Genomic DNA, 23,434 nt, shown 5'->3' with positions numbered 1-23,434 from the left:
CTATGAGGGTACGCGCCCAAACACCCGGTGCCGTCCGCGGGGGGCCCGGCCCAGGTCCTGTCCGGCGGATCTTCGTGGGCCCGCGAAGATCCCCCGGACGGGGCCTACTCTCCCGCGGGGGCGTGCTCGGCGGCGGTGCGCACGTCGATCTCGCGCCAGAACCCGGCCCGGATCGCATAGCGGTCGTGCTCGTCGATCTGGTCGTCCTTGTGGGCGAGCAGACCGAAGCGGGCGGCGTAGCGCAGCAGCTCGCCGTCGATGCGGTGCGGGATGCGCGGGTACTCCGTCGACAGCTGGTGGAGGTGGCCCGCGTCGGAGAGCCGCTCGGTCCAGCGGCGGGCGAAGACCTGGCCGACCTCGAACGGGTCGCCGCTGACCGCGGTGATGTCCTCCTCGCGGTCGGCCCAGCGCTGCTCGGCGCTGGTGAGCTGGGCCAGCATGGGCAGATTGGCGGTCTCCGGCGGCTCGCCCACTCCTGAGCCCGGGCCGCGGTCGACCCAGCCCTTGTCGGAGGACCAGCGGAGGGTGGCGCTGGGGGCCGGGTGCGGCGCGGCGGAGGAGCCGGGCCCGCGGCCCAGGCCCGCGAGGTCCTTCGGGGTCGGCACGCCCTTGGCCCCGCCCGCGGCCGTGGCGTCCGGCGCGGCGGCGGGGGCCGGGCCGGGCGCCCGGGCGTCCGCTCCGGCCGCCCCGCCCGCGGCCGGGGCGGCGCCCGGGGCGCCCGCCGCGGGCCGCGCCGTGCCGTTGCGCGTGCCGGGCGATTCGGCTGCCGCCGCCGCGGCGGCCGCGGCGGCGGTCTCCGGCAGTGGGGCGGCGAGGATGGCGGCGATCTCGGGGCGCGGCTCGGTGGTGGGGGCGCAGGGCCCGGGGAGCTCCTTGGCGCGCACCGCGCCGGTGATCCACGCCCGGTCCAGGACGCGCCGCTCGTCGGCCTCGGCGACCAGGTCCTCGGACTGGTTGTAGTCGCCGTCGGCGGCCTGGACGGCCCACAGGTGGACGGCGACGCCGTGTTCCTTGGCCGACATCAGCCCGGGCAGCAGATCGCCGTCGCCGGTGACGAGCACGATGTCGGAGCAGGCGCGGTTGCGGGCCAGCTCGGTCAGCTCGGCGTGCATGGCGGCGTCCACGCCCTTCTGCGCCCAGCGGCCGTCGCTGCGGGTGAGGGCGCCGAGCCGGACGGTGACGCGGGGCATCACCCGCAGCCGCCGGTGCTCGGGCTGGGGTACGCGGTCGGGGGCGCCGTCGAACCAGTAGATGCGCAGCAGCGGGCGCTCGGTCTCGGCCTCGGCACGCTCCCGCAGGCCCTGGATCAGGGTCGCGTGGTCGACGGAGATGCGGGAGCGGGCGGGCTCCCCGGCCAGCAGGCTCGCGGCGGCGCCCAGTAGATAGCCGGCGTCCACCAGGACGACGCAGCGGTCCACGTTCCACCCTCTTTCCTGAAGTCCAGTCGTCGGTCGCCCCCCGACACAGCCGTGCCCCGGATCTGTTCTCGGTCCTCTTGGTCCTCCCTTCGAGTCTGCCCGACCGTACGGGGGTTATCAGTCCGAACTGGATCACCGGCGTGGCGGATACGGCCTCCTCGGCAAGACCGCCCTTCTCACTCACGGTAATTGCCCGAAATGCACGGGTCACCAAGGCGTGTCACTGTTCTTCCCGGGGGCTGATCCCAACTGGAGGCACACCACCATGGGTAAGAACAAGAACCGCGATCGTAAGCAGCAGCAACAGCAGAACCGCGGTCGGGCCGACCAGTCGCAGCAGTCCTCGATGGAGGCGCAGTCCCCGCAGATGCCGCCGGAGGGCACCCCCTCGACGGCACGGAAGGGCCGACAGAAGAGTTTCGGCCACAACTGACCCGCCGCCCAGAACCCGTTGAGGGGCGCGCCCGGCTGCCGGGCGCGCCCCTCATCTGTTCACGGTCTGGTGCTCAGCCTGCCAGGCAGGAGGCTCCCAGCAGCACCTTGAGGTCGCCGAAGAGCGCCGGGTCGGGGGTGACCCGGTGCTTGTCGAGCCGCAGCACGGTGGTCTTGCGCGCCCCTTGCAGCCTGATCCGCACCTCGGTCGACCCGCGGTGGTGGGTCAGCACCTCGCCGAGCTTCTCGACCAGCGGCGGGGTGACCTTGACGGTCGGAATGGTGATCGTCACGGGGGCGTTGGCGCCCGCCTCGGACAGGTCGGGGACCATCAGCTCCATGGCGACCAGCCGCGGAATGTCCTCGCGCTTGTCGAGGCGGCCCTTGACGAAGACGACGGCGTCCTCGATGAGCTGGGTGGAGACCAGCTGATACGTGGCCGGGAAGAACATGCACTCGATGGACCCGGCCAGGTCCTCGACGGTCGCGATGGCCCAGGCGTTGCCCTGCTTGGTCATCTTGCGCTGGAGGCCGGAGATGATGCCGCCGATGGTGACGATCGCCCCGTCCGCGTGCTCACCGCCGGTGAGCTGGGAGATGGCGGCGTCCGCCTTGTCGTTGAGGACGTGCTCGATACCGAAGAGCGGGTGGTCGGAGACGTAGAGGCCGAGCATCTCGCGCTCCTGGGCGAGCAGATACGTCTTGTCCCACTCGACGTCGGAGAACTCGATGTCGAGCCCGAAGCCCGGCGCCTCCCCGCCACCGCTCTCCCCGCCCATGCCGCCGAAGAGGTCGAACTGCCCCTCGGCCTCCTTGCGCTTCACCGCCACCACGTTGTCGATCATCGTTTCGTAGTGCGCGGTGAGGCCCTTGCGGGTGTGGCCCATCTCGTCGAAGGCGCCCGCCTTGATGAGCGATTCCGTGGTGCGCTTGTTGCAGACGACCGCCTCGACCTTGTCCAGGTAGTCGGGGAACGAGCTGTACTTCCCCTTGGACTTGCGGCCGCGGATGATCGCTTCCACCACGTTCTGACCGACGTTGCGGACCGCCGTCAGGCCGAAGAGGATCACGTCGTCACCCTGGGCGGTGAAGTTGGCCTCGGACTCGTTGACGTTCGGCGTGAGCACCTTGATGCCCATGCGGCGGCACTCGTTGAGGTAGACCGCCGACTTGTCCTTGTCGTCACGGACCGAGGTGAGCAGCGCCGCCATGTACTCGGCGGGGTAGTTGGCCTTGAGGTACGCGGTCCAGTAGGTGACCAGGCCGTACGCGGAGGAGTGCGCCTTGTTGAACGCGTATCCGGCGAACGGGACCAGCACGTCCCACACCGCCTGGATGGCCTCGTCGGAGTAGCCGCGCTCCCGGCAGCCCTTCTGGAAGGGCACGAACTCCTTGTCCAGGACCTCCTGCTTCTTCTTGCCCATCGCACGGCGCAGCAGGTCGGCTTGTCCGAGCGAGTACCCCGCGAGCACCTGGGCGGCCTTCTGCACCTGCTCCTGGTACACGATGAGGCCGTAGGTGATGCCCAGGACCTCCTTGAGCGGCTCCTCCAGCTCGGGGTGGATCGGCGTGATCTCCTGCTGGCCGTTCTTCCGCAGGGCGTAGTTGATGTGCGAGTTCATGCCCATCGGGCCCGGCCGGTAGAGGGCCGAGACGGCGGAAATGTCCTCGAAGTGGTCGGGCTTCATCATGCGCAGCAGGGAGCGCATGGGGCCGCCGTCGAACTGGAAGACGCCGAGGGTGTCGCCGCGGCAGAGCAGTTCGAAGGTCTTGGGGTCGTCCAGCGACAGGTCGAGCATCTTGAGGTCGACGCCCTTGTTGGCGCGGACCATCTTGACCGCGTCGTCCATGATGGTGAGGTTGCGCAGGCCGAGGAAGTCCATCTTCAGCAGGCCCAGCGACTCACAGGTCGGGTAGTCCCACTGGGTCACGACCTGGCCGTCGTTCTTCGGCGAGAACACCGGGACGTGGTCGGTCACCGTCTCGCTGGACATGATCACGCCCGCGGCGTGCACGCCCATCTGACGGACCAGGCCCTCGATACCGCGCGCGGTGTCGATGACCTTCTTCACGTCCGGCTCGTTCTCGTACATCCCGCGCACCTCGCCCGCCTCGCTGTAGCGGGGGTGCTTCTCGTCGGTGATGCCTGACAGCGGGATGCCCTTGCCTAGGACGTCGGCGGGCATGGCCTTGGTGATGCGGTCACCCATCGCGTACGGGTAGCCGAGCACGCGGGCCGAGTCCTTGATGGCGTTCTTGGCCTTGATCGTGCCGTACGTGCCGATCTGGCAGACCTTGTCGTGGCCGTACTTCTCGGTCACGTACCGGATGACCTCACCGCGCCGGCGCTCGTCGAAGTCGATGTCGACATCGGGCATGGTCACACGCTCGGGGTTGAGGAACCGCTCGAAGATCAGCCCGTGCTCGACCGGGTCGAGGTCGGTGATGCCCAGCGCGTACGAGACGATCGAACCGGCCGCGGAGCCCCGGCCGGGGCCCACCGCGATGCCGTTGTTCTTGGCCCACATGATGAAGTCGGCGACCACGAGGAAGTAGCCCGGGAACCCCATCTGGATGATGACGTCCATCTCGTACTCGGCGAGCTTCTGCCGGTCCTCGGGAATGCCGCCGGGGAAGCGCTGGGCCATCCCCTTGCGGACCTCCTCCTGGAACCAGGTGACCTCGGTGTACCCCTCGGGCACGTCGAAGCGCGGCATCAGGTCGCGCTTCTCGAACCAGCCGGTGTTGTCGATCTGCTCCGCGACCAGGAGGGTGTTGCGGCAGCCCTCCTGCCAGGCGTCCGAGGAGTCGATGGCGTACATCTCCTCGGTGGACTTCAGGTAGTAGCCGGTGCCGTCGAAGCGGAAGCGGTCCGGGTCGGAGAGGTTCTTGCCGGTCTGGACGCACAGCAGCGCGTCGTGCGCCACGGACTCGCGGGAGTAGGTGTAGTGCGAGTCGTTGGTGACCAGCGGCGGGATGCCCAGCTTCTTGCCGATCTCCAGCAGCCCGTCCCGGACCCGGCGCTCGATCTCGATGCCGTGGTCCATCAGCTCCAGGAAATACCGGTCCTTGCCGAAGATGTCCTGGTATTCGGAGGCCGCCTTCAGGGCCTCGTCGAACTGGCCGAGCCGCAGCCGGGTCTGGAGCTCACCGGAGGGGCAGCCGGTGGAGGCGATCAGCCCTTCGGACCACTGGGCGATGGTCTCCTTGTCCATCCGGGGCCACTTGACGAAGTAGCCCTCCATATAGGCGTCGGAGGAGAGCCGGAAGAGGTTGTGCAGACCGGTCTTGTTCGTCGCCCAGATGGTCTTGTGGGTGTAACCACCGGAACCGGAGACGTCATCGCGCTTCTGGTGCGGCTGGCCCCACTGGACCCGTCGCTTGTAGCGCCGCGACTCCGGCGCGACATACGCCTCGATGCCGATGATCGGGGTGACCCCGGCGGACGTCGCCTGCTGGTAGAAGTCATACGCGCCGTGCAGGTTGCCATGGTCGGTCATGGCGATGTGCGTCATGCCCATCTCGTTGCAGGCGTTGAACATGTCCTTGAGCCGCGCCGCACCGTCCAGCAGCGAGTACTGGGTGTGGACATGCAGGTGCGTGAAGGGCGGCTTGGTCACGGTGGCAGACCTCCGGCGAACGGTTGATGACAGCTGGGTGGGACAGGACCGAAGGTTACCCCTCCGGACTGACAGCGGACGGGCACGGGCGAGTAGCCTCAGGCGTTGATCCTCTCGGGATCCTCCGTCCCGCCGCATACGTCGGAACGTATGTCGCACGGGATGAAAAACACCCTGTCGTATGAGTCACCACGCCGTAATCCCCATGCCCCAGGAGGCGCTCCGCGATGTCGACCCAGCAGACCCAGGCGGAACAGCGCGGCGAACACATCCTCGCCGTCTTCGACACCGCCTTCGGCGAGCTGCTCGCCGCCGACCCGGCCGCCTTCCGGGTGAAATTCCGGAAGATGGCCGCCTCGGCGTTCGCCTTCTACCGCGGCACGGCCTGCCTGTTCTACTCCGACGTGGAGCGCGAGCGGGCCGGCGGGCCGTACCTGGACGACCGCACCAGCCGGGTGTGGATCCACGGTGACCTCCACGCCGAGAACTTCGGCAGCTACATGGACGCCAACGGGCGCCTGGTCTTCAATGTGAACGACTTCGACGAGGCCTACGTCGGCCCCTTCACCTGGGACCTCAAGCGCTTCGCCGCCTCCGTCGCGCTCATCGGCTACACCAAGGCGCTCAGCGACGAGAAGATCACCGAGCTGGTGCGCATCTACGCCGCCGCCTACCGCGAGCGGATCCACGCACTGGCCACCGGCGCCAAGAACGACGAGGTGCCGCCCTTCACGCTGGAGACCGCCGAGGGTCCGCTGCTGGACGCGCTGCGCGTCGCCCGCTCGCTGACCCGCTTCGGGCTGCTCGACTCGATGACCGAGATCCGCGACTTCGAGCGCCGCTTCTCGGCGGGCGGCGGCTCCATCGAGCTGGACGCCGCGACCCGCTACAAGGTGCTGGCCGCCTTCGACGGCTATCTGGAAACGCTTCCCGAGTCCAGTCTCGCGCGTCCGGACTCCTACCGCGTCAAGGACGTCGTGGGCCGCCGGGGCATCGGCATCGGCAGCGCCGGGCTCCCCTCGTACAACATCCTCCTGGAGGGCAACAGCGACGCCCTGGAGAACGATGTGGTGATCTACATGAAGCAGGCGCAGACCCCGGCGGTCTCCCGGCACATCACCGACGAGCAGGTGCGCGCGTACTTCCACCACGAGGGCCACCGCACGGTGATCTCGCAGCGCGCCCTCCAGGCGCACGCCGACCCGTGGCTGGGCTGGACCGAGCTGGACGGGGCCGGGCAGCTCGTCGCCGAGATCTCGCCGTACGCGGTGGACCTGGACTGGTCCGACATCGACGACCCGTCCGAGATCGCGGCCGTCGTCGCCGACCTCGGACGGGCCACGGCCACCATGCACGCCGCCGCCGACGACCAGAGCGGCCACTCGCTGGTGCCGTTCTCCACCGAGCGCGCCATCGACGCGGTGATCGCCGCCGACGAGGACGGCTTCGCGGAGCTGCTGGTGGACTTCGCCCACTCCTACGGCACCCGGGCCCGCACCGACCACCAGATCTTCGTGGACCTCTTCCGCAACGGCCGCATCCCGGGGCTCTGAGCAGCGACGCGGGGTGCCCGCAGGGCGGGCACCCCGCGCCCTGAGCCCCTCTTGATATCACTCCTACAGGCGAACGTGGCACAATCCGACCTTATGGACGGCATGGGCGGCACCGCCGGAACGGGCGGCACCGGGCCCCAGCTGAGGGCCCTGCGCGCAGCGCTCTTCACGGCGCTGTGCGTCACCCTGTCCTCGGCGTCCCATGTGCTGCTCTCCCGCGTCCCGCTGCCGCTGTCGACGGTCGCGGTGCTCTCGGTGGTCGTCTTCGCCCTCGCCTACGCCCTCGCGGGCCGGGAGCGGAGCTTCTGGGGCATCGCCGCCCTGCTGGTCCCGCTGGAGCTGGCCGCCGACACGATCTTCACCACGGGCCAGGACGCCTGTTACGGCCAGTCCGGCGGCCCGGTGGCCGGGCCCCTGCGCTCCATGGGCGTCGACCTGCTCTGCAACAGCGGTGACGTGGGCACCCCGCTGGCCGGGATCACCCATCCGGGGGGTGGCACTCCCCTGTCCGCCGCCGTCAGCTCCGCCACGCCCTGGCTGCTGCTCGCCGCCCACGTGGCCATCGGGCTGATCGCCTCGGCCTGGCTGCGCCGCGGTGAGGCCGCCGTCGCGCGGCTGCTGGGCGCCCTCGCCGGTTTCGCCTTCCGGCCGCTGCTGCTGGCCGTCGCCGTGGTCACCTCGGCCCTGCGGCCGCGGACCCCGGCCCTGCTGCCGATACGCCCGGCGCGCCCGGCCCCCGCGCTCCCCCTTTTGGTGCACTCCGTCGTACGACGTGGACCGCCCTGCTCAGTCGCCGCCTGAGCACAGCGTTTCCCTTCCACGTACGCACTACAGACCGACGTAGAACGACGGAGATCGATCAATCATGAGCAACCGCAATAGCCACCAGAACAAGCAGGCCGCGCGCGAGCGGCTGCGCGCCGAGCGCGAGCGTCAGGCCAAGAAGGAGCGGGTGCGCCGCCAGCTGTTCGTGGGCGGCGCGGTCCTCGCGGTCCTCGCGATAGCGGGCGGCATCGGCTACGCCGTCACCAATATGAACACCGACGACGTCAACCAGAAGTGGCGGACGGCGGCCGAGAAGAAGACGATGGCGAAGCCCGCCAACACCAGCGGGGCCCAGGGCACCACGGTCGTCATCGGCGACAAGAAGGCCAAGAACACCCTCCACGTCTACGAGGACATGCGCTGCCCGGTCTGCGCCCAGTTCGAGAAGTTGACCGGGCCGACCGTGCTCAAGGACATCAAGGACGGCACCTACAAGGCGCAGTTCACGATGGGCACCTTCCTCGATGACAACAAGCAGATGCCCGGCGCCGGCTCGAAGAACGCCCTGAGCGCGCTCGGCGCGGCGCTGAACGTCAGCCCGCAGGCCTTCCTGGACTACAAAACGGCGCTGTTCTCCCCGAAGAACCACCCCACGGAGACCGACGACGCCTTCGCCGACGACCAGAAGCTGCTCGACGTCGCCCAGCAGGTCAAGGAGCTCAAGAACAACGCGGCCTTCGAGAAGGCCGTGAAGAAGGGCACGTACGACCGGTGGGCGCTGGCCATGTCGGCGTCCTTCAACAAGGCCAAGGACATCGACGGCACCCCGGCCTTCAAGCTCAACGGCAAGGTGCTGGAGACCCCCCAGAAGAATCCGCCCATGACGCCGGACCAGTTCACCCCGCTCGTCCAGCAGAACCTCAAGAAGTAACCGCCCCGCACCGCCCGGTCCGCGCGGGCGTGCCTCCAGGGGATCACCCCGGGGGCACGCCCGCCGACCCGGCGGTGACCCCGCGGCGACACGGGGGCGAACTTCCCCCGGAAGCCCTGCCCTTCGGGGCTACTTGCCAGTAATCTCGTCGGCCGTGACCGACGCCAAAAACCACATATCCCGCCGCAGCGCCGTCACGGCCGTAGCGGCCACCGCCGCCCTGCTGCCGCTGGCCGCCCAGCCGGCCGCCCACGCCGCCACCGGACCCGCCTTCCTGCACGGCGTCGCCTCCGGCGATCCGCTGCCCGACGGCGTCCTGCTGTGGACGCGCGTCACCCCCACCCCGGACGCCGTCCCCGGTTCGGGGCTCGGCCCGGCCGTCGAGATCGGCTGGGAGATCGCCACCGACCGGGAGTTCCGCACGGTCGTCGCGCACGGCACCGCCAAGACCACCGCCTCGGCCGACCACACCGTCAAGGCCGATGTGCGCGGACTGCGCCCGGCCACCGCCTACTTCTACCGCTTCCGCTCCGACGGCGGCGCGTACTCCCCCGTGGGGCGCACCCGCACCGCTCCGGCGGCCGACGCCGCGGCCCCCGGGATCCGCTTCGGCGTGGTCTCCTGCGCCAACTGGGAAGCGGGCTGGTTCTCCCCGTACCGCCATCTCGCGGCCCGCACCGACCTGGACGCGATCCTGCACCTGGGCGACTACATCTACGAGTACCAGAGCGGCGAATACCCCGAGAAGAACGTCGTCCGGCAGCACGCCCCCACCCACGAGATCGTCACCCTCGCCGACTACCGCACCCGGCACGGCAGGTACAAGACCGACGCCGATCTCCAGGCGCTGCACGCCGCGGTGCCGATGATCGCCATCTGGGACGACCACGAGCTCGCCAACGACGCCTGGTCGGGCGGGGCCGAGAACCACACCCCCGGCGCCGAGGGCGCCTGGGCGTCACGGATGGCCGCCGCCAAGCAGGCGTACTTCGAGTGGATGCCGGTGCGCCCCTCCACCGAGGGCACCACCTACCGGCGGCTGCGCTACGGCACCCTCGCCGACCTCCACCTGCTCGACCTGCGCTCGTTCCGCTCCGAACAGGTGGGCGTGGGCAACGGCGCGGTGGACGACCCGGAGCGCACGGTCACCGGGCGCGCCCAGCTCGACTGGCTCAAGTCCGGGCTCTCCGCCTCGGACACCACCTGGCGGCTGGTGGGCAACTCGGTGATGATCTCGCCGGTCGCTTTCGGCGCGCTCCCCGCCGAAGTACTCGCCCCGCTGGCCGAACTCCTCGGGCTGCCCAAGGAGGGCCTGGCGATCAACACCGACCAGTGGGACGGCTACACCGACGACCGGCGCGAGCTGCTCGCCCATCTCACCGGGAACGCCATCGGCAACACCGTCTTCCTCACCGGTGACATCCACATGGCCTGGGCCAACGACGTGCCGGTGAAGGCCGCGACCTATCCGCTCTCCGACTCGGCCGCGACCGAGTTCGTGGTCACCTCGGTGACCTCCGACAACCTGGACGATCTGCTCCACGTACCGGCGCACACCGTCTCGCTGGCCGCGGCCGCCGCCCTCCGCGCCGCCAACCGCCATGTGAAGTGGCTGGACATGGACGCCCACGGCTACGGCGTGCTCGACGTCACCGCCGAGCGCGCCCAGATGGACTACTACGCCGTTTCCGACAAGGCCGACCCGCACGCCACCGCGTCCTGGGCCCGGTCCTACCGCACCCGCTCCGGCACCCAGCGCGTCGAGCGTGCCGACAAGCCGGTGGCCTGACTACCCCAGCTCGTCGAGGAAGCCGAGCGCCACCCGCCAGGTGGCCTCGGCGGCCTCCTCGTCGTAGTCCGGCAGCTCCGGGTCGGTGTACAGGTGCCCGGCCCCCGGATAGCGGAAGACCTCCACATCGGCCCCGGTCCGCCCCATCCGCAGGTACCAGGCGTTCAGCCAGTCGTGCGGCTCGAACGGGTCGGGGTCGGCGACGTGCAGCTGCACCGGCAGCTCGTCGGTCGTGGTGTCGTCGGCGATGTCCGACGTCCCGTGCAGCAGGAGCAGGCCGCGCGCCTTCTCGTCGGCCAGCGCCAGGTTCTGCGCGATCGAGCCGCCGAGCGAGAAGCCCGCGTAGACCAGCCCGCGGTTCGAGACGGGCGCCGCGGCCCGTACCGCCCGCTTCAGCAGCTCGTCCCCGCCGATCTCCTCCTTGAGGGCCATGCCCTCCTCGGCGGTGTTCGCCGTCCGACCCTCGTACAGATCCGGTACGTGCACCTCGTGCCCCGCGGCGCGCAGCCGGTCCGCGGCCGCGTGCACCGCGGGCCGCAGGCCGTACATGGAATGGAGGAGCAGGATCGGGGAACGGGTCACAGTGGTCACTTCCTAGTGGGTGGAACGCTTCGCCCATCGTGCCAGGTACGGCCCGGGAAGGCGGAACCCAGAACCTCCGGCGGAAGGACGAGGAAGATCTTCATGGAGGACGTGCTGCGTCCGGTCATCGTCATCGGCGGCTCCCTCGCCATCACCGTGTTCATCGGCTGGGGAGCCGACTGGCTGCTGCGACGGATCGACGCCCGGCACCCGGAGACCCCGCTGTGGGACCTGCTGCGCGGCTGCCGGCTGCCGCTCCAGGTGACGGTGTGCACGGCGCTGCTGCGCGGCTCGTACGAGACGATCGACGCGCAGGCCATCACCGCGCACCAGACGGCGATCGGCCGGCTGCTCACCCTGGTGCTGATCGCGGCGACCGCCTGGCTGGTGATCCGGGGGTCCGGCGCCATCGTGGAGTCCTCGTACTCCCGCTACGCCGCCAGCGCGCACGACCCGGCGCGGGTGCGGCGGGTGCGCACCCAGGTCACGCTGATCCAGCGGGTGGTGGCCGCGGTGGTCGGGGTGGTGGCGGCATCGGCGATGCTGCTGACCTTCCCCGCGATGCGCGCCGTCGGGACGTCCATGCTGGCGTCCGCCGGAATCCTGGGCATCGTCGCCGGTGTCGCCGCCCAGTCGACGCTGGGCAACCTCTTCGCCGGTCTCCAAATCGCCTTCGGCGACATGGTGCGCATCGGCGACACGGTGGTGGTCAACGGCGAATGGGGCACGGTCGAGGAGATCACCCTGACCTTCCTGTCCGTGCGGACCTGGGACGAGCGGCGGATCACCATGCCGGTGTCGTACTTCACCGGCCAGCCGTTCGAGAACTGGTCGCGCGGCGGCACCCAGAAGACCGGCACGGTCCTCTTCCACCTGGACCACCACGCCCCGATCGCGGAGATGCGGACGAAGCTGCGCGAGATTGTGCAGGAGTCCAAGGCCTGGGACGGCAGGGACTGGAGCCTGGTCGTCACCGACACCAGCCCGAGCACCATCGTGGTGCGGGCGCTGGTGACCGCGCGGGACTCCGACGACGCGTGGACGGTGCGGTGCGAGATCCGGGAGCGGATGATCACGTGGCTGCGGGAGGAGCATCCGTACGCGCTGCCGCGGATCGCGACCGCGCCCGCGGTGCAGGCCCAGGTGCCCGCCCCGGCGCCCACGCATCCCGCCCCCGGGCGCGAGGACCACTTCGCCCGCTTCGACAACGGCTTCCGCAAGAGCTAGCGGTCCTCGGGGGGCTCAGCGCCTCACAGCGCCCGTCGCATCGCGCGGTGCGGAATGCCGCTGCCCTCGTCGAACTCGGGCCCGAACGCCTCGTAGCCCAGCCGCTCGTAGAACGCGAGCGCGTGGGTCTGCGCCTCCAGGTAGACCCGGGACAGCCCGCGCCGCCCCGCCTCCGCCTCGACGGCCCGGACCAGCGCGGCGCCCAGCCCCGTGCCGCGCGCCGCGGGGACCACGGCAAGGCGGCCGAGGGCGGCGGTGGTGGCGCCGTTCACCCCGGCGCGGCCGTACTTCTTGTCGGCGGCCGCGCCGTGCAGAAAGCGGACCGTGCCCACCGGGCGGCCCGCCGAGGAGGCCAGGAGGTGGACGGCGTGCGCGTCGTACGCGTCCATCTCCTCCGCCATGGAGATGCCCTGCTCGACCACGAAGACCTCGCGGCGCACGGCATGGCAGTCCGTGAGGTCGCCGTCGGTCACCACCTCGATCGCGTACGGCGCGCTCACGCGCTCTCCGCCCGCACGATGTCCAGCGCCCGCTGGAGGTCGTCCGGGTAGGGGCTCTCGAACTCGATCCAGCTGCCGTCGGACGGGTGCTCGAAGCCCAGCCGCATCGCGTGCAGCCACTGCCGGGTCAGCTTCAGCCGCTTGGCGAGCGTGGGGTCGGCCCCGTAGGTGAGGTCGCCGACGCACGGATGGCGGTGGGCCGACATGTGCACCCGGATCTGGTGGGTGCGCCCGGTCTCCAGCTTGATGTCGAGGAGGCTGGCGGCGCGGAAGGCCTCGATGAGGTCGTAGTGGGTGACGCTCGGCTTGCCGTCCGCCGTCACGGCCCACTTGTAGTCGGCTTGCGGATGACGCCCGATCGGCGCGTCGATGGTGCCGCTGAGCGGATCGGGGTGGCCCTGGACCAGCGCGTGGTAGCGCTTTTCGACCGTACGCTCCCGGAACTGCTGCTTCAGCAGGGTGTACGCGCGCTCGGACTTGGCGACGACCATGAGCCCGGAGGTGCCCACGTCCAGCCGGTGGACGATGCCCTGGCGCTCGGCGGCGCCCGAGGTGGCGATGCGGAAGCCCGCGGCCGCGAGCCCGCCGATCACGGTCGTTCCGGTCCAGCCGGGGCTGGGGTGGGCGGCGACGCCGACCGGCTTGGCGATGACCACGATGTCGTCGTCGTCATGGACGATCTCCATGCCCTCGACGGGCTCGGCGACGATCTGGACCGGCGGCGCGGCCTGCGGCATCTCGACCTCGAGCCAGGCCCCGCCGGAGACCCGGTCGGACTTTCCGGCGACGCTGCCGTCGACCTGCACCTTCCCGGCGGCGGCCAGCTCGGCCGCCTTGGTCCGCGAGAAGCCGAACATGCGGGCGATCGCGGCGTCGACGCGCTCGCCCTCCAGTCCGTCGGGTACGGGCAGGGTGCGGATCTCGGGAATCGTACTCACCCGTCGAGTATGACGGACCGCGCGGACCGGTTCGTACGCCCGTCGGATACCGGTCCGCGGCGGCCGGGTGTCAGTCCTTGTGGACCGTGCCGTCCGGGTCCAGACCGCGGAACGACAGGATCACGATCAGGAAGCCGCCGCACACGATCGCCGAGTCGGCGAGGTTGAAGACCGCGAAGTGGGCGGGTGCGATGAAGTCCACGACCGCGCCCTGAAGGTCGCCGGGCGCCCGGAAGACCCGGTCGGTGAGGTTGCCGAAGGCGCCGCCGAGGAGCATGCCGAGCGCGATGGCCCACGGCAGGCTGTAGAGCTTGCGGGCCAGCCGCGCGATGACCACGATCACCGCGGCCGCGATCACCGTGAAGACGATGGTCATCGCCTCGCCCATACCGAAGGCCGCGCCGCGGTTGCGGATCACCTCCAGCTGGAGCCAGGTGCCGATCACCTCGACCGGAGCGTGGTGCTCCAGCTTCGCGACCACGGCCAGCTTGCTGACCAGATCCAGGAGGTACGCGAACGCGGCGACCGCGACCAGCACCCCGATCCGCCGCCTCTTCCCGGCCCCGGACGCGGCACCGGCGGCGCTGGTCCCGGCGCCCTCCTCGGCCTTCCCCGCGTCTGGCGTACCGATGGCCTGCTCCGCCTCTGTCAACGTGTGTCCCTCATCGTCCGGGCCAGTCTCCCCCTGGCTCAGACGAGGGTACGGCACAGGCGTGCGGACGGTCAGCGGCGCTCCTGACGCTGTTTGCACTCGACACACAGCGTGGCGCGCGGGAACGCCTGCATCCGGGCCTTGCCGATCGCGTTCCCGCAGTTCTCGCACAGGCCGTACGTCCCGGCGTCCAGCCGCTCCAGGGCGCGCTCGGTCTGGAGCAGCATCTCGCGGGCGTTCCCGGCGAGGGCCATCTCGTGCTCGCGCGTGATGTTCTTGGTCCCGGTGTCGGCCTGGTCGTCGCCCGCGCCGTCGCCGGAGTCGCGCATCAGCCCGGTGATCGCCTCCTCGGAGGCGAGGATCTCGGTGCGCAGCCGCCCGGCCTCGGTCAGCAGTTCGGCGCGCGCCTCGTCCACCTCCTCCGCCGACCAGGGGTCCTCACCGGGGCGTACGGCCAGCTCAGCCGGGTCGACGGGCCCGTTCGCGACCCGGGCCTTGGGCACGCCGGACGGCGGGAACGACGGCGCGGTCTGCTTGGCGGCCGGCGCACCGCCCGGGGTCTTCTTCGCAACCACTTTCCTGGCTCCCGTCTTCTTCGCGGGCACCGCCTTCTTGGCCGGTGCGGCCGACGCGGTCTTCTTGGCCGTGGCCTTCTTGACCGTGGTCTTCGTGGTCTTGGTGGCCTTGGTGCTCTTCTTGGCCGCGCTCTTCTTGGCCGCCGCCGTCCTGGCGGCCGCCTTCTTCGTGACCTTCTCGTCCTGCGCGGCGGCCGATGTGGCCTTGCCGGCCGAGGCGCTCTTCTTCGCGGACGCGGCCTTCGTCGCCTTCGCCGTGCTCTTCTGCACGGCGGTCTTCCTCGCCACCATGGCCGCGGCCCCTTCACATATTGTGATCTTGCTCGCGAATCGTTCCGGAACGATAAATCGACTCCGGGCACGCGGCAACGGGGCACGCCGCCCGATTCGCCCGGCTTGCCCGTACGACAACCCGGTCTCCACCGTTGTGCCCCACCCGCCGCCCGGTAATCCGGCCGGGAACCGGTACCGGAGAGTGACGTACGACGACTCCCGGACTGAAGCACCCGGCGTATCGGCATTCGGGTCATCTCAGGACCGGCCCGTCCCCCGGTCGGCGCAGTGAGGAAAAGCGGTCGGCCGCGGTCCGTCCGGCCCCGTACACTGGGCGCAGCGAAAGGCGTGGATGGGGACGAGTAGCGTCGTAGGCGGCCACGAGCGACCCGGGGACGGTGTGAGCCCGGGGGCGAGCGCGATGCGAAGGATCACCCCGGAGCCGCCGGAAGAACACCCGCACAGGGCCAGTAGAACCGGCATCGCGACCCTAATGAGGGGGCCGGGAGCGCACTGCTCGCGGCCAAGGAGGGTGGTACCGCGGGAGCGCTGACGGCTCTCGTCCCTCCGACGGAAACGACGAGACGTATCCGCCGGAGGACGTGTTCCGATGACGCAGTACCGCCAGGTGCCCGCCCAGGTCGACCTGCCCGCCCTCGAGCACGCCGTGCTCGACTTCTGGCGGGAGAACAAGATCTTCGCCCGTACCCTCGAGCAGTCCGAGGGCCGGCCGGAGTGGGTCTTCTACGAGGGCCCGCCGACCGCGAACGGCATGCCGGGCGCCCACCACATCGAGGCCCGCGTCTTCAAGGACGTCTTCCCCCGCTTCCGCACCATGCGCGGCTACCACGTCGCCCGCAAGGCGGGCTGGGACTGCCACGGCCTGCCGGTGGAGCTGGCGGTCGAGAAGGAGATGGGCTTCAACGGCAAGAAGGACATCGAGGCGTTCGGCATCGCCGAGTTCAACGCCAAGTGCCGGGAGTCGGTGACCCGGCACACCGACGCCTTCGCCGACCTGACCCAGCGCATGGGCTACTGGGTCGACCTGGACGACGCCTACCGCACGATGGACCCCGAGTACGTCGAGTCGGTGTGGTGGTCGCTCAAGGAGATCTTCACCAAGGGCCTGCTGGTCCAGGACCACCGGGTCGCCCCCTGGTGCCCGCGCTGCGGCACCGGGCTGTCCGACCACGAGCTGGCGCAGGGCTACGAGACCGTCGTCGACGCCTCGGTCTACGTACGCTTCCCGCTGACCTCCGGCCCGCTGGCGGGCGAGGCGTCCCTGCTGGCCTGGACGACCACCCCGTTCTCGCTGGTCGCCAACCTCACCGTCGCCGCCCACCCCGACGTGACCTATGTGGTCGCCACGGACGGCAACGAGAAGCTGGTCGTCGCCGAGTCGCTGGTCGAGCAGGCGCTGGGCGAGGGCTGGCAGACCACGGGCCAGAGCTTCACCGGTGCGGAGATGGAGCGCTGGACGTACCAGCGCCCCTTCGAGCTGGTCGAGATCCCCGACGCGCACTTCGTCGTCAACGCCGACTACGTCACCACCGAGGACGGCACCGGACTGGTCCACCAGGCGCCCTACGGTGAGGAGGACTTCAAGAGCAGCCGCGCCTACGGCGTGCCGATCGTCAACCCGATCCGCACGGACGGCACCTTCGAGGAGGAGCTGGACCTCGTCGGCGGCCAGTTCTTCAAGAAGGCCGACGAGGCGCTGGTCCGCGACATGGACGAGCGCGGGCTGCTGTTCAAGCACCTGGCGTACGAGCACAGCTACCCGCACTGCTGGCGCTGCCACACCCCGCTGATCTACTACCCCCAGCCGTCCTGGTACATCCGCACCACCGCGATCAAGGACGCGCTGCTGCGGGAGAACGAGAAGACCAACTGGTTCCCAGACTCGGTCAAGCACGGCCGCTACGGCGACTGGCTCGACAACAACATCGACTGGGCCCTGTCCCGCAATCGCTACTGGGGCACCCCGCTGCCCATCTGGCGCTGTGAGGAGAACCACCTGACCTGTGTCGGCTCGCTCACCGAGCTGTCCGAGCTGACCGGCACCGACCAGACCGGGCTCGACCCGCACCGCCCGTACATCGACGAGATCACCTTCGCCTGCCCCGCCGACGGCTGCTCCCTGGAGGCCGTGCGGGTGCCGGAGGTCATCGACGCCTGGTACGACTCGGGTTCGATGCCGTTCGCGCAATGGGGCTACCCGTACCGCAACAAGGAGGTCTTCGAGAAGCGCTACCCGGCGCAGTTCATCTCCGAGGCCATCGACCAGACCCGCGGCTGGTTCTACACGCTGATGGCGGTCGGCACGCTCGTCTTCGATCGGTCGAGCTATGAAAACGTGGTCTGCCTCGGTCACATCCTGGCCGAGGACGGCCGGAAGATGTCCAAGCACCTGGGCAACATCCTTCAGCCGATCCCGCTCATGGACCAGCACGGCGCCGACGCCGTGCGCTGGTTCATGGCCGCCGGCGGTTCGCCGTGGGCCGCCCGCCGAGTGGGCCACGGCACCATCCAGGAGGTCGTGCGCAAGACGCTGCTCACCTACTGGAACACGGTCGCCTTCCAGGCCCTGTACGCCCGCACCACGGGCTGGGCGCCGTCCGACGCCGACCCGGCCCGGGCCGAGCGCCCCATGCTGGACCGCTGGCTGCTGGGCGAACTGGGCACGCTCACCGAGCAGGTCACCCAGGCCATGGAGGCGTACGACACCCAGCGCGCCGGCAAGCTGCTCTCGGCGTTCGTGGACGACCTGTCCAACTGGTACGTGCGCCGCTCGCGCCGCCGCTTCTGGCAGGGCGACGCGGCCGCGCTGCGCACCCTCCACGAGGTCATCGAGACGGTCACCCGGCTGATGGCCCCGCTGGTCCCGTTCATCACCGAGCGGGTCTGGCAGGACCTGGTCGTCCCCGTGACCCCGGACGCCCCCGACTCCGTCCACCTGACCTCCTGGCCGGAGGCCGACCAGGCCATGATCGACCCGGCCCTGTCGGCGCAGATGGCGCTCGTACGGCGCCTGGTGGAGCTGGGCCGGGCCACCCGTGCCGAGTCCGGCGTGAAGACCCGCCAGCCGCTGTCGCGCGCGCTGGTCGCCGCGTCCGGCTTCGAGAAGCTGGGCCCCGAGCTGCGCACCCAGATCGAGGAGGAGCTGAACGTCACCTCGCTCGCCGCGCTGAACGAGGTCGGCGCCTCGCTGGTCGACACCACGGCCAAGGCCAACTTCCGTGCCCTGGGCAAGCGCTTCGGCAAGGGCACCCAGCCGGTCGCCAAGGCCATCGCGGAAGCCGACGCGGCCGCGCTGTCGGTGGCGCTGCGCGAGGGGACCGCCTCGGTCGTGGTGGACGGCGAGACGGTCGCCCTCTCCCCCGACGAGGTCATCATCACCGAGACCCCGCGGGAGGGCTGGTCCGTCGCCTCGGACTCCGGCGCCACGGTCGCCCTCGACCTGGAGATCACCCCGGAGCTGCGGCGCGCGGGCCTGGCCCGGGATGCCATCCGGCTGATCCAGGAGGCCCGTAAGAACAGCGGGCTGGACGTCGCGGACCGGATCGCCCTGCGCTGGGAGACCGCCGACGAGGAACTCCGCCAGGCCCTCACGGACCACGCGGGGCTGATCGCGGACGAGGTCCTCGCCACGGACTTCGCCCCCGGCGAGGCCGACGCCGCCTACGGCGCCCCCTTCGAGGACGGCACCCTGGGCCTCACCTTCCGCCTCCGCAAGGCGTAACACCCGAGCGGGGGTTCGCCCCCTCCCCGCAACCGGGGCCCACCCCGGGCCCCGGTTGCGGCACGCCCGCCCGAGCGCCGCGACCGGCACGCCGCGCGGCCCCCAGGCGGCAACCGACATGGGGCCCGGGCACCACGACCGGACGTAGGCGCGGCGATCGGAGGGCGAACCCCAGCCGGGAGTTTGTCCCCTACCCGCCCCTTCCCGAACCTGGGCTCCGCCCCGGACCCCGGCCCGGGCAGGCTGCTGTCAGCCCGCCCCTTCCCGAACAGAGGGTTCCGCCCCGCCCCCCTGGCCTCCGGCCCGGCGGCGCCCAGCCGAGCTGGCACCGGCTCGCCCGGGCTTCGCGACCGAGCCCACAAGCACCCGGCCGCCCGGCGGGGCGGAGGCCCCGCCCGCGCCTACGACCGGAACCCGTTGCGGAGCACTCGCACTTCAGCCCGTCCGGCGCCCCGGACCGGGGGTCCGGGGGCGGAGCCCCCGGGTTCGGGGAGGGGCGGGTAGGGGAAAGAGCCCCCGGCGCACCGAACCCGCACGGCAAAAGGGCCGGGCCCGGGAGCTTGAAGCTCCCGGGCCCGGCCCTCGTGATTGCCGAGACGACGCGCCGACGCGCGCAGCGTCAGTTGTCGTCCTCGTCGATGAGGAAGCCCCGCATCGGGCTCGGCGCCTGCTGCATCGGCTGCGGACTCTGCGGCCGCACCGGTGCCATCGGCTGGGTCATCGCGGGGGACATCTGCTGCTGGCCACCGTACGACGGCGCGCCGCCGTTCTGGTTGTGGCCGCCGCCCATCGACTGGTTGCCGCCCATCGTGTGGCCACCCATCGAGCCGGCACCCGAGGAAGCCATGGACCCGCTCATCGAGGGGGACGGCGGCAGCGAGGCGGTCGCGGGGGTCCGCGGCGGGGCCAGCGAGTCGTCGGACTGGTTCTCCAGCTGGCGCAGCTGGCTCTCCAGGTACGACTTCAGCCGCGTGCGGTACTCGCGTTCGAAGCCGCGCAGGTCCTCGACCTTGCGCTCGAGCGTGGCACGAGCGGACTCCAGGGAGCCCATCGCGACACGGTGCTTCTCCTGCGCGTCCCGCTCCAGCGCGTCCGCCTTGGCGCGGGCGTCACGCTCCAGGCCCTCAGCGCGGCTGCGGGCCTCGCCGACGATCTTGTTGGCCTCGGAACGGGCCTCCGCGATCGCCTGGTCGGCGGTCTGCTGCGCGAGCGAGAGCACGCGCGCGGCGCTGTCGCCGCCCGGGCCCTGACCCGGCTGCGGCAGCTGCGGGCCGCCGGGACCACCGGGGCCGCCCATCGGGCCACCCATGGGTCCGCCGGGACCCATCGGGCCGTTCTGGCCCATCGGACCGGGACCGCCAGGACCGCCAGGACCGCCGGGGCCACCGGGACCGCCCTGACCCATCGGGCCGGGCCCGTTCTGGCCCATCGGACCGGCCGGCAGCTGCGGGGCACCGCCCGGAAGCTGGGGCGGGCCGCCCATCTGCTGCTGCTGCTGTTGCTGCTGCTGCGGCGGGCCGGGCTGGCCCTGCTGCTGCTGCTGCGGCGGTCCGGATATGGCGGCGGGGACAGGGGCGCCGGGTCGCTCCTGCTGTTCCGGAGGTTTACGCATGCCTTGCTGCTGCTGACTCTGTGCGGCGGCCCGCGTGGCTGCGGCCAGCTTGGCGCGCAGGTCCTCGTTCTCCCGCAGCAGCCGGGTCAGTTCGGCTTCGACCTCGTCGAGGAAGGCATCGACCTCGTCCTCGTCATAGCCTTCTCGGAGGCGGACGGTCGTGAACTGCTTGTTCCGCACGTCCTCGGGGGTCAACGGCATCTCTACTTCACCTCAACGTAGTCGTCGGCAATCGGCAAGACCGTATCGTTCACACCCTGCTCGCAAAATTGCTCACGACGGTGATCAGGATCCAGACGATGATCATCAGCACGAAGAAGGACAGGTCGAGCGCCACACCCCCGAGACGCAACGGCGGGATGACCCGCCGCAGCAGCTTGAGTGGCGGATCGGTCACAGTGTAGGTGGCCTCGAGGATGACCACCATCGCCCTACCGGGTTGCCACGAGCGTGCGAACTGGAAGACATAGTCCATCACCAGCCGGAAGATCAGCACGATCAGGAAGCAGTACAGCGCGATGTAGATCACCTGTAGTGCGATGCTCATCTCGCGCGTCCCTCTCCCCTGTTTCGTACGCGGCCTTGCGGCCTCGGATGACTCGGTGTTGCCGTGTTGCGTCTCAGCTCTGGTTGAAGAACCCGCCCTCTGCGATACGGGCCTTGTCCTCCGCCGTGACATCGACGTTAGCAGGAGACAACAGGAACACCTTCTGCGTCACTCGCTCAATGCTCCCATGGAGACCGAAGACGAGTCCGGCGGCAAAGTCGACAAGTCGCTTCGCGTCCGTGTCGTCCATCTCCGTCAGATTCATGATCACCGGGGTGCCCTCGCGGAAGTGTTCCCCGATAGTACGGGCCTCGTTGTAGGTCCGGGGGTGCAGTGTGGTGATGCGGTACGGCTCCCGCTCGGACACAACCTTGGGCATGATCACCGGTGCGTTCTTCTCCAAGTTCTGACGTTCAGGTGTGATAGACGCCACGGGGGCAATTCGCGCGGGTTGTCTGCTTTCCGTCGCAAGCGGAGCCGGTTCGCGCTGTGCGGGGGGGTGGACGACTCGCACAGATTCGCCCCTCTCCGGCCGCGGTTCGGTCTCCACTGCCGAATGACGCCGACGCTCCCGCTCGGGCTCCGGCTCGGGCTCGAATTCGTCGTCGGGGTCGAACCCCCGGCCGTCGTACCCATCGTCCTCCACGAGGCCGAGGTAGACCGCCATCTTGCGCATCGCGCCGGCCATTCTCTGCGTCCTCCGCTCTGTGGTGGATCGGCTCCGCCACCGGATGCCTTGGATCCACGTGGCCTGCCCGTCTTTTGACGGGAATGACCATATTTTCTGCTGTGGTCCGACTTCTTCGCGACGTTACCGGAGCCTGGGGCGGACTCCGAGTACCGCGGTGCCGACGCGCACATGTGTCGCTCCCGCCGCAACCGCTTCTTCCAGATCTGAGCTCATTCCCGCCGAGACCATGTTCGCAGCCGGATGAGCCACGCGCAGGCCGGATGAGATTTCCATCAGCCGGTCGAAGGCCGCCCGCGGCTGGTCCGCGTAGGGACCGGCCAGCGGCGCCACGGTCATCAGGCCGTCCAGCCGCAGACCGTCGGCCGCCACCACGGCCTCGGCCAGCGCGCCCACTCCGTCCGGACCGACCCCGCCGCGCTGCCCCCGCTCCCCGGAGTCCACGTCGAGCGCCACTTGAATCAGGACACCCAGCTCGCGCGCGGCCCCCACGGCCGCACCCGAGAGCGCGTCGACCAATCGCTTGCGATCAACCGATTGCACCACATCGGCATAACTACATACGGAACGGACCTTATTGGTCTGCAATTGCCCGACAAAATGCCAGATGAGTGGCAGATCAGCGCATTCCGCAGCTTTGGGAGCGGCCTCCTGATCGCGGTTCTCCGCGACGTGCCGGACGCCGAGTTCCGCGAGCAAACGGACGTCGCTCGCCGGATACGTCTTGGTGACCACGATCAGGGTCACCTCTTCGCGCTTGCGACCGGCGGCGGCGCAGGCGGCAGAGATACGTTCCTCCACCCGTGCCAGGTTCGCGGCCAGTTCCGTCTTGCGATCCGTCACAGCTCAGCCGTCCAACCAGACATAGCTCGCGAGCCGCCCCGTCGTGCGGTCGCGCCGGTACGAGAAGTGGTCCGCCGATTCCAGCGTGCAGATGTGAGATTCTCCATCCATCTCCACACCGGCGCGGGCGAGTTGGGCCCGCACTCCGGCCGCCACGTCCACCGCCGGGGTGCCCCAGCTGGTCTCGGCCCAGGACTCGGGCACCGTCGCGGCGACCTCGGTGCGCATCGCCGCGGGGACCTCGTAGCACCGGCCGCAAACGGAGGGTCCGCTTCGGGCCACGATCCGGGCCGGGGAGGCACCCTGAGCCGTCATCGCCTCGACCACCGCCGGGACCACCCCGGCGACCAGCCCGGGCCGTCCCGCGTGCGCGGCACCGGCGACACCGGCGTCCGGGTCGGCCAGCAGCACCGGGGTGCAGTCGGCGGTGAGGACGGCGAGGGCGAGCCCCCGACGCGACGTCACCACCGCGTCCACACAGGGGATCTCACCGGTGGTCCAGGGGCCCTCGACCACGGCCACGTCCCGGCCGTGCACCTGGTTCATCCAGACGACGGACGACGGGTCCAGGCCGAGCGCCTTGGCCGCCAGTTCGCGGTTGGTCCGTACGGACTGGGGGTCGTCGCCGACCGCCCCGCCGAGGTTGAGCTCGTCATACGGAGCGGCGCTCACCCCGCCCCACCGATCGGTGAAGGCGAAGTGCGCGCCGCTCGCGTCGTGCTGTTGCGCTATCACTGCGGGATCGCT

19 protein-coding genes are annotated in these 23,434 nt (G+C 70.4%); 7 read left to right on the top strand and 12 right to left on the bottom strand.

Features of this window, described 5'->3' with window-relative positions:
• Positions 1 to 104: 104 nt before the first annotated feature.
• Positions 105 to 1,418 carry an NYN domain-containing protein gene (locus LCH29_RS10760; protein WP_446461470.1) on the bottom strand — a complete coding sequence of 438 codons (1,314 nt, stop codon included), beginning with the start codon at positions 1,416 to 1,418 and terminating at the stop codon, positions 105 to 107.
• Positions 1,419 to 1,683: 265 nt separating this feature from the next.
• Here LCH29_RS10760 and LCH29_RS10755 point away from each other — a divergent pair, with 265 nt between their 5' ends.
• Positions 1,684 to 1,851 carry a hypothetical protein gene (locus LCH29_RS10755; RefSeq protein ID WP_446461469.1) on the top strand — a complete coding sequence of 56 codons (168 nt, stop codon included), beginning with the start codon at positions 1,684 to 1,686 and terminating at the stop codon, positions 1,849 to 1,851.
• A 73-nt stretch (positions 1,852 to 1,924) separates the two neighbouring features.
• Here the strand turns inward: LCH29_RS10755 and dnaE are convergent, their stop codons facing one another.
• Positions 1,925 to 5,470, bottom strand: a complete 3,546-nt coding sequence (dnaE, locus tag LCH29_RS10750; RefSeq protein WP_446461468.1) for a DNA polymerase III subunit alpha — start codon at positions 5,468 to 5,470, stop codon at positions 1,925 to 1,927.
• Positions 5,471 to 5,697: 227 nt separating this feature from the next.
• On the opposite strand from dnaE, the gene LCH29_RS10745 reads away from it, so the two are divergent.
• The 4 genes from LCH29_RS10745 to LCH29_RS10730 all read left to right on the top strand — a co-directional run bounded on the left by LCH29_RS10745 (position 5,698) and on the right by LCH29_RS10730 (position 10,508).
• Positions 5,698 to 7,023: a DUF2252 domain-containing protein gene (locus LCH29_RS10745; protein ID WP_446461467.1), complete on the top strand. Its 1,326-nt coding sequence runs from the start codon at positions 5,698 to 5,700 to the stop codon at positions 7,021 to 7,023.
• Positions 7,024 to 7,125: 102 nt separating this feature from the next.
• Entirely contained in the window at positions 7,126 to 7,824 is a 699-nt protein-coding gene (locus tag LCH29_RS10740; protein WP_446461705.1) for a hypothetical protein, read from the top strand.
• Positions 7,825 to 7,888: 64 nt separating this feature from the next.
• Entirely contained in the window at positions 7,889 to 8,719 is an 831-nt protein-coding gene (locus LCH29_RS10735) for a DsbA family protein (RefSeq protein ID WP_446461466.1), read from the top strand.
• A gap of 154 nt (positions 8,720 to 8,873) precedes the next feature.
• Positions 8,874 to 10,508, top strand: a complete 1,635-nt coding sequence (locus tag LCH29_RS10730) for an alkaline phosphatase D family protein (protein WP_446461465.1) — start codon at positions 8,874 to 8,876, stop codon at positions 10,506 to 10,508.
• Here the strand turns inward: LCH29_RS10730 and LCH29_RS10725 are convergent, their stop codons facing one another.
• The gene (locus LCH29_RS10725) at positions 10,509 to 11,090 is read right to left on the bottom strand and encodes a dienelactone hydrolase family protein (RefSeq protein WP_446461704.1); all 582 of its coding nucleotides are present in this window, start codon (positions 11,088 to 11,090) and stop codon (positions 10,509 to 10,511) included.
• Between the two features lie 102 nt (positions 11,091 to 11,192).
• Here LCH29_RS10725 and LCH29_RS10720 point away from each other — a divergent pair, with 102 nt between their 5' ends.
• Positions 11,193 to 12,317, top strand: a complete 1,125-nt coding sequence (locus LCH29_RS10720; protein WP_446461464.1) for a mechanosensitive ion channel family protein — start codon at positions 11,193 to 11,195, stop codon at positions 12,315 to 12,317.
• 23 nt (positions 12,318 to 12,340) lie between these two features.
• Here the strand turns inward: LCH29_RS10720 and LCH29_RS10715 are convergent, their stop codons facing one another.
• The 4 genes from LCH29_RS10715 to LCH29_RS10700 form a co-directional block, all read right to left on the bottom strand.
• Positions 12,341 to 12,817: a GNAT family N-acetyltransferase gene (locus LCH29_RS10715; RefSeq protein ID WP_446461463.1), complete on the bottom strand. Its 477-nt coding sequence runs from the start codon at positions 12,815 to 12,817 to the stop codon at positions 12,341 to 12,343.
• Positions 12,814 to 13,755, bottom strand: a complete 942-nt coding sequence (locus tag LCH29_RS10710; RefSeq protein ID WP_446461462.1) for an RluA family pseudouridine synthase — start codon at positions 13,753 to 13,755, stop codon at positions 12,814 to 12,816. Before LCH29_RS10710 ends, LCH29_RS10715 begins: the two co-directional genes overlap by 4 nt.
• Positions 13,756 to 13,825: 70 nt before the next feature.
• Positions 13,826 to 14,407: a signal peptidase II gene (locus tag LCH29_RS10705; RefSeq protein WP_446461461.1), complete on the bottom strand. Its 582-nt coding sequence runs from the start codon at positions 14,405 to 14,407 to the stop codon at positions 13,826 to 13,828.
• Between the two features lie 71 nt (positions 14,408 to 14,478).
• Positions 14,479 to 15,273, bottom strand: a complete 795-nt coding sequence (locus LCH29_RS10700; protein WP_446461460.1) for a TraR/DksA family transcriptional regulator — start codon at positions 15,271 to 15,273, stop codon at positions 14,479 to 14,481.
• A gap of 592 nt (positions 15,274 to 15,865) precedes the next feature.
• Here LCH29_RS10700 and ileS point away from each other — a divergent pair.
• Positions 15,866 to 18,997, top strand: a complete 3,132-nt coding sequence (gene ileS, locus LCH29_RS10695; RefSeq protein ID WP_446461459.1) for an isoleucine--tRNA ligase — start codon at positions 15,866 to 15,868, stop codon at positions 18,995 to 18,997.
• Between the two features lie 619 nt (positions 18,998 to 19,616).
• Here the strand turns inward: ileS and LCH29_RS10690 are convergent.
• From LCH29_RS10690 to pgeF, 5 genes are all read right to left on the bottom strand, one after another.
• A complete protein-coding gene (locus LCH29_RS10690; RefSeq protein WP_446461458.1) occupies positions 19,617 to 20,810 on the bottom strand; it encodes a DivIVA domain-containing protein in 1,194 nt (397 codons plus the stop codon).
• 49 nt (positions 20,811 to 20,859) lie between these two features.
• Entirely contained in the window at positions 20,860 to 21,156 is a 297-nt protein-coding gene (locus LCH29_RS10685) for a YggT family protein (protein WP_009718667.1), read from the bottom strand.
• Between the two features lie 73 nt (positions 21,157 to 21,229).
• On the bottom strand, positions 21,230 to 21,844 hold the full coding sequence (locus LCH29_RS10680; protein WP_446461457.1) for a cell division protein SepF: 615 nt from the start codon (positions 21,842 to 21,844) through the stop codon (positions 21,230 to 21,232).
• Between the two features lie 123 nt (positions 21,845 to 21,967).
• On the bottom strand, positions 21,968 to 22,687 hold the full coding sequence (locus LCH29_RS10675; protein ID WP_446461456.1) for a YggS family pyridoxal phosphate-dependent enzyme: 720 nt from the start codon (positions 22,685 to 22,687) through the stop codon (positions 21,968 to 21,970).
• 3 nt (positions 22,688 to 22,690) lie between these two features.
• Entirely contained in the window at positions 22,691 to 23,422 is a 732-nt protein-coding gene (gene pgeF / locus LCH29_RS10670) for a peptidoglycan editing factor PgeF (RefSeq protein WP_446461455.1), read from the bottom strand.
• Positions 23,423 to 23,434: the final 12 nt, after the last annotated feature.

It is taken from the genome of Streptomyces sp. BRA346 (assembly GCF_052851135.1).
This window is presented reverse-complemented; position numbering and strand designations above follow the sequence as displayed.

Bases quoted from the DNA above. Each gene is read 5' to 3' on its own strand.
- LCH29_RS10755 (WP_446461469.1), top strand. From the start codon at position 1,684: ATGGGTAAGAACAAGAACCGCGATCGTAAGCAGCAGCAACAGCAGAAC.
- LCH29_RS10745 (WP_446461467.1), top strand. From the start codon at position 5,698: ATGTCGACCCAGCAGACCCAGGCGGAACAGCGCGGCGAACACATCCTC.
- LCH29_RS10740 (WP_446461705.1), top strand. From the start codon at position 7,126: ATGGGCGGCACCGCCGGAACGGGCGGCACCGGGCCCCAGCTGAGGGCC.
- LCH29_RS10735 (WP_446461466.1), top strand. From the start codon at position 7,889: ATGAGCAACCGCAATAGCCACCAGAACAAGCAGGCCGCGCGCGAGCGG.
- LCH29_RS10720 (WP_446461464.1), top strand. From the start codon at position 11,193: ATGGAGGACGTGCTGCGTCCGGTCATCGTCATCGGCGGCTCCCTCGCC.
- LCH29_RS10700 (WP_446461460.1), bottom strand. From the start codon at position 15,273: ATGGTGGCGAGGAAGACCGCCGTGCAGAAGAGCACGGCGAAGGCGACG.
- ileS (WP_446461459.1), top strand. From the start codon at position 15,866: ATGACGCAGTACCGCCAGGTGCCCGCCCAGGTCGACCTGCCCGCCCTC.
- LCH29_RS10690 (WP_446461458.1), bottom strand. From the start codon at position 20,810: ATGCCGTTGACCCCCGAGGACGTGCGGAACAAGCAGTTCACGACCGTC.
- LCH29_RS10685 (WP_009718667.1), bottom strand. From the start codon at position 21,156: ATGAGCATCGCACTACAGGTGATCTACATCGCGCTGTACTGCTTCCTG.
- LCH29_RS10680 (WP_446461457.1), bottom strand. From the start codon at position 21,844: ATGGCCGGCGCGATGCGCAAGATGGCGGTCTACCTCGGCCTCGTGGAG.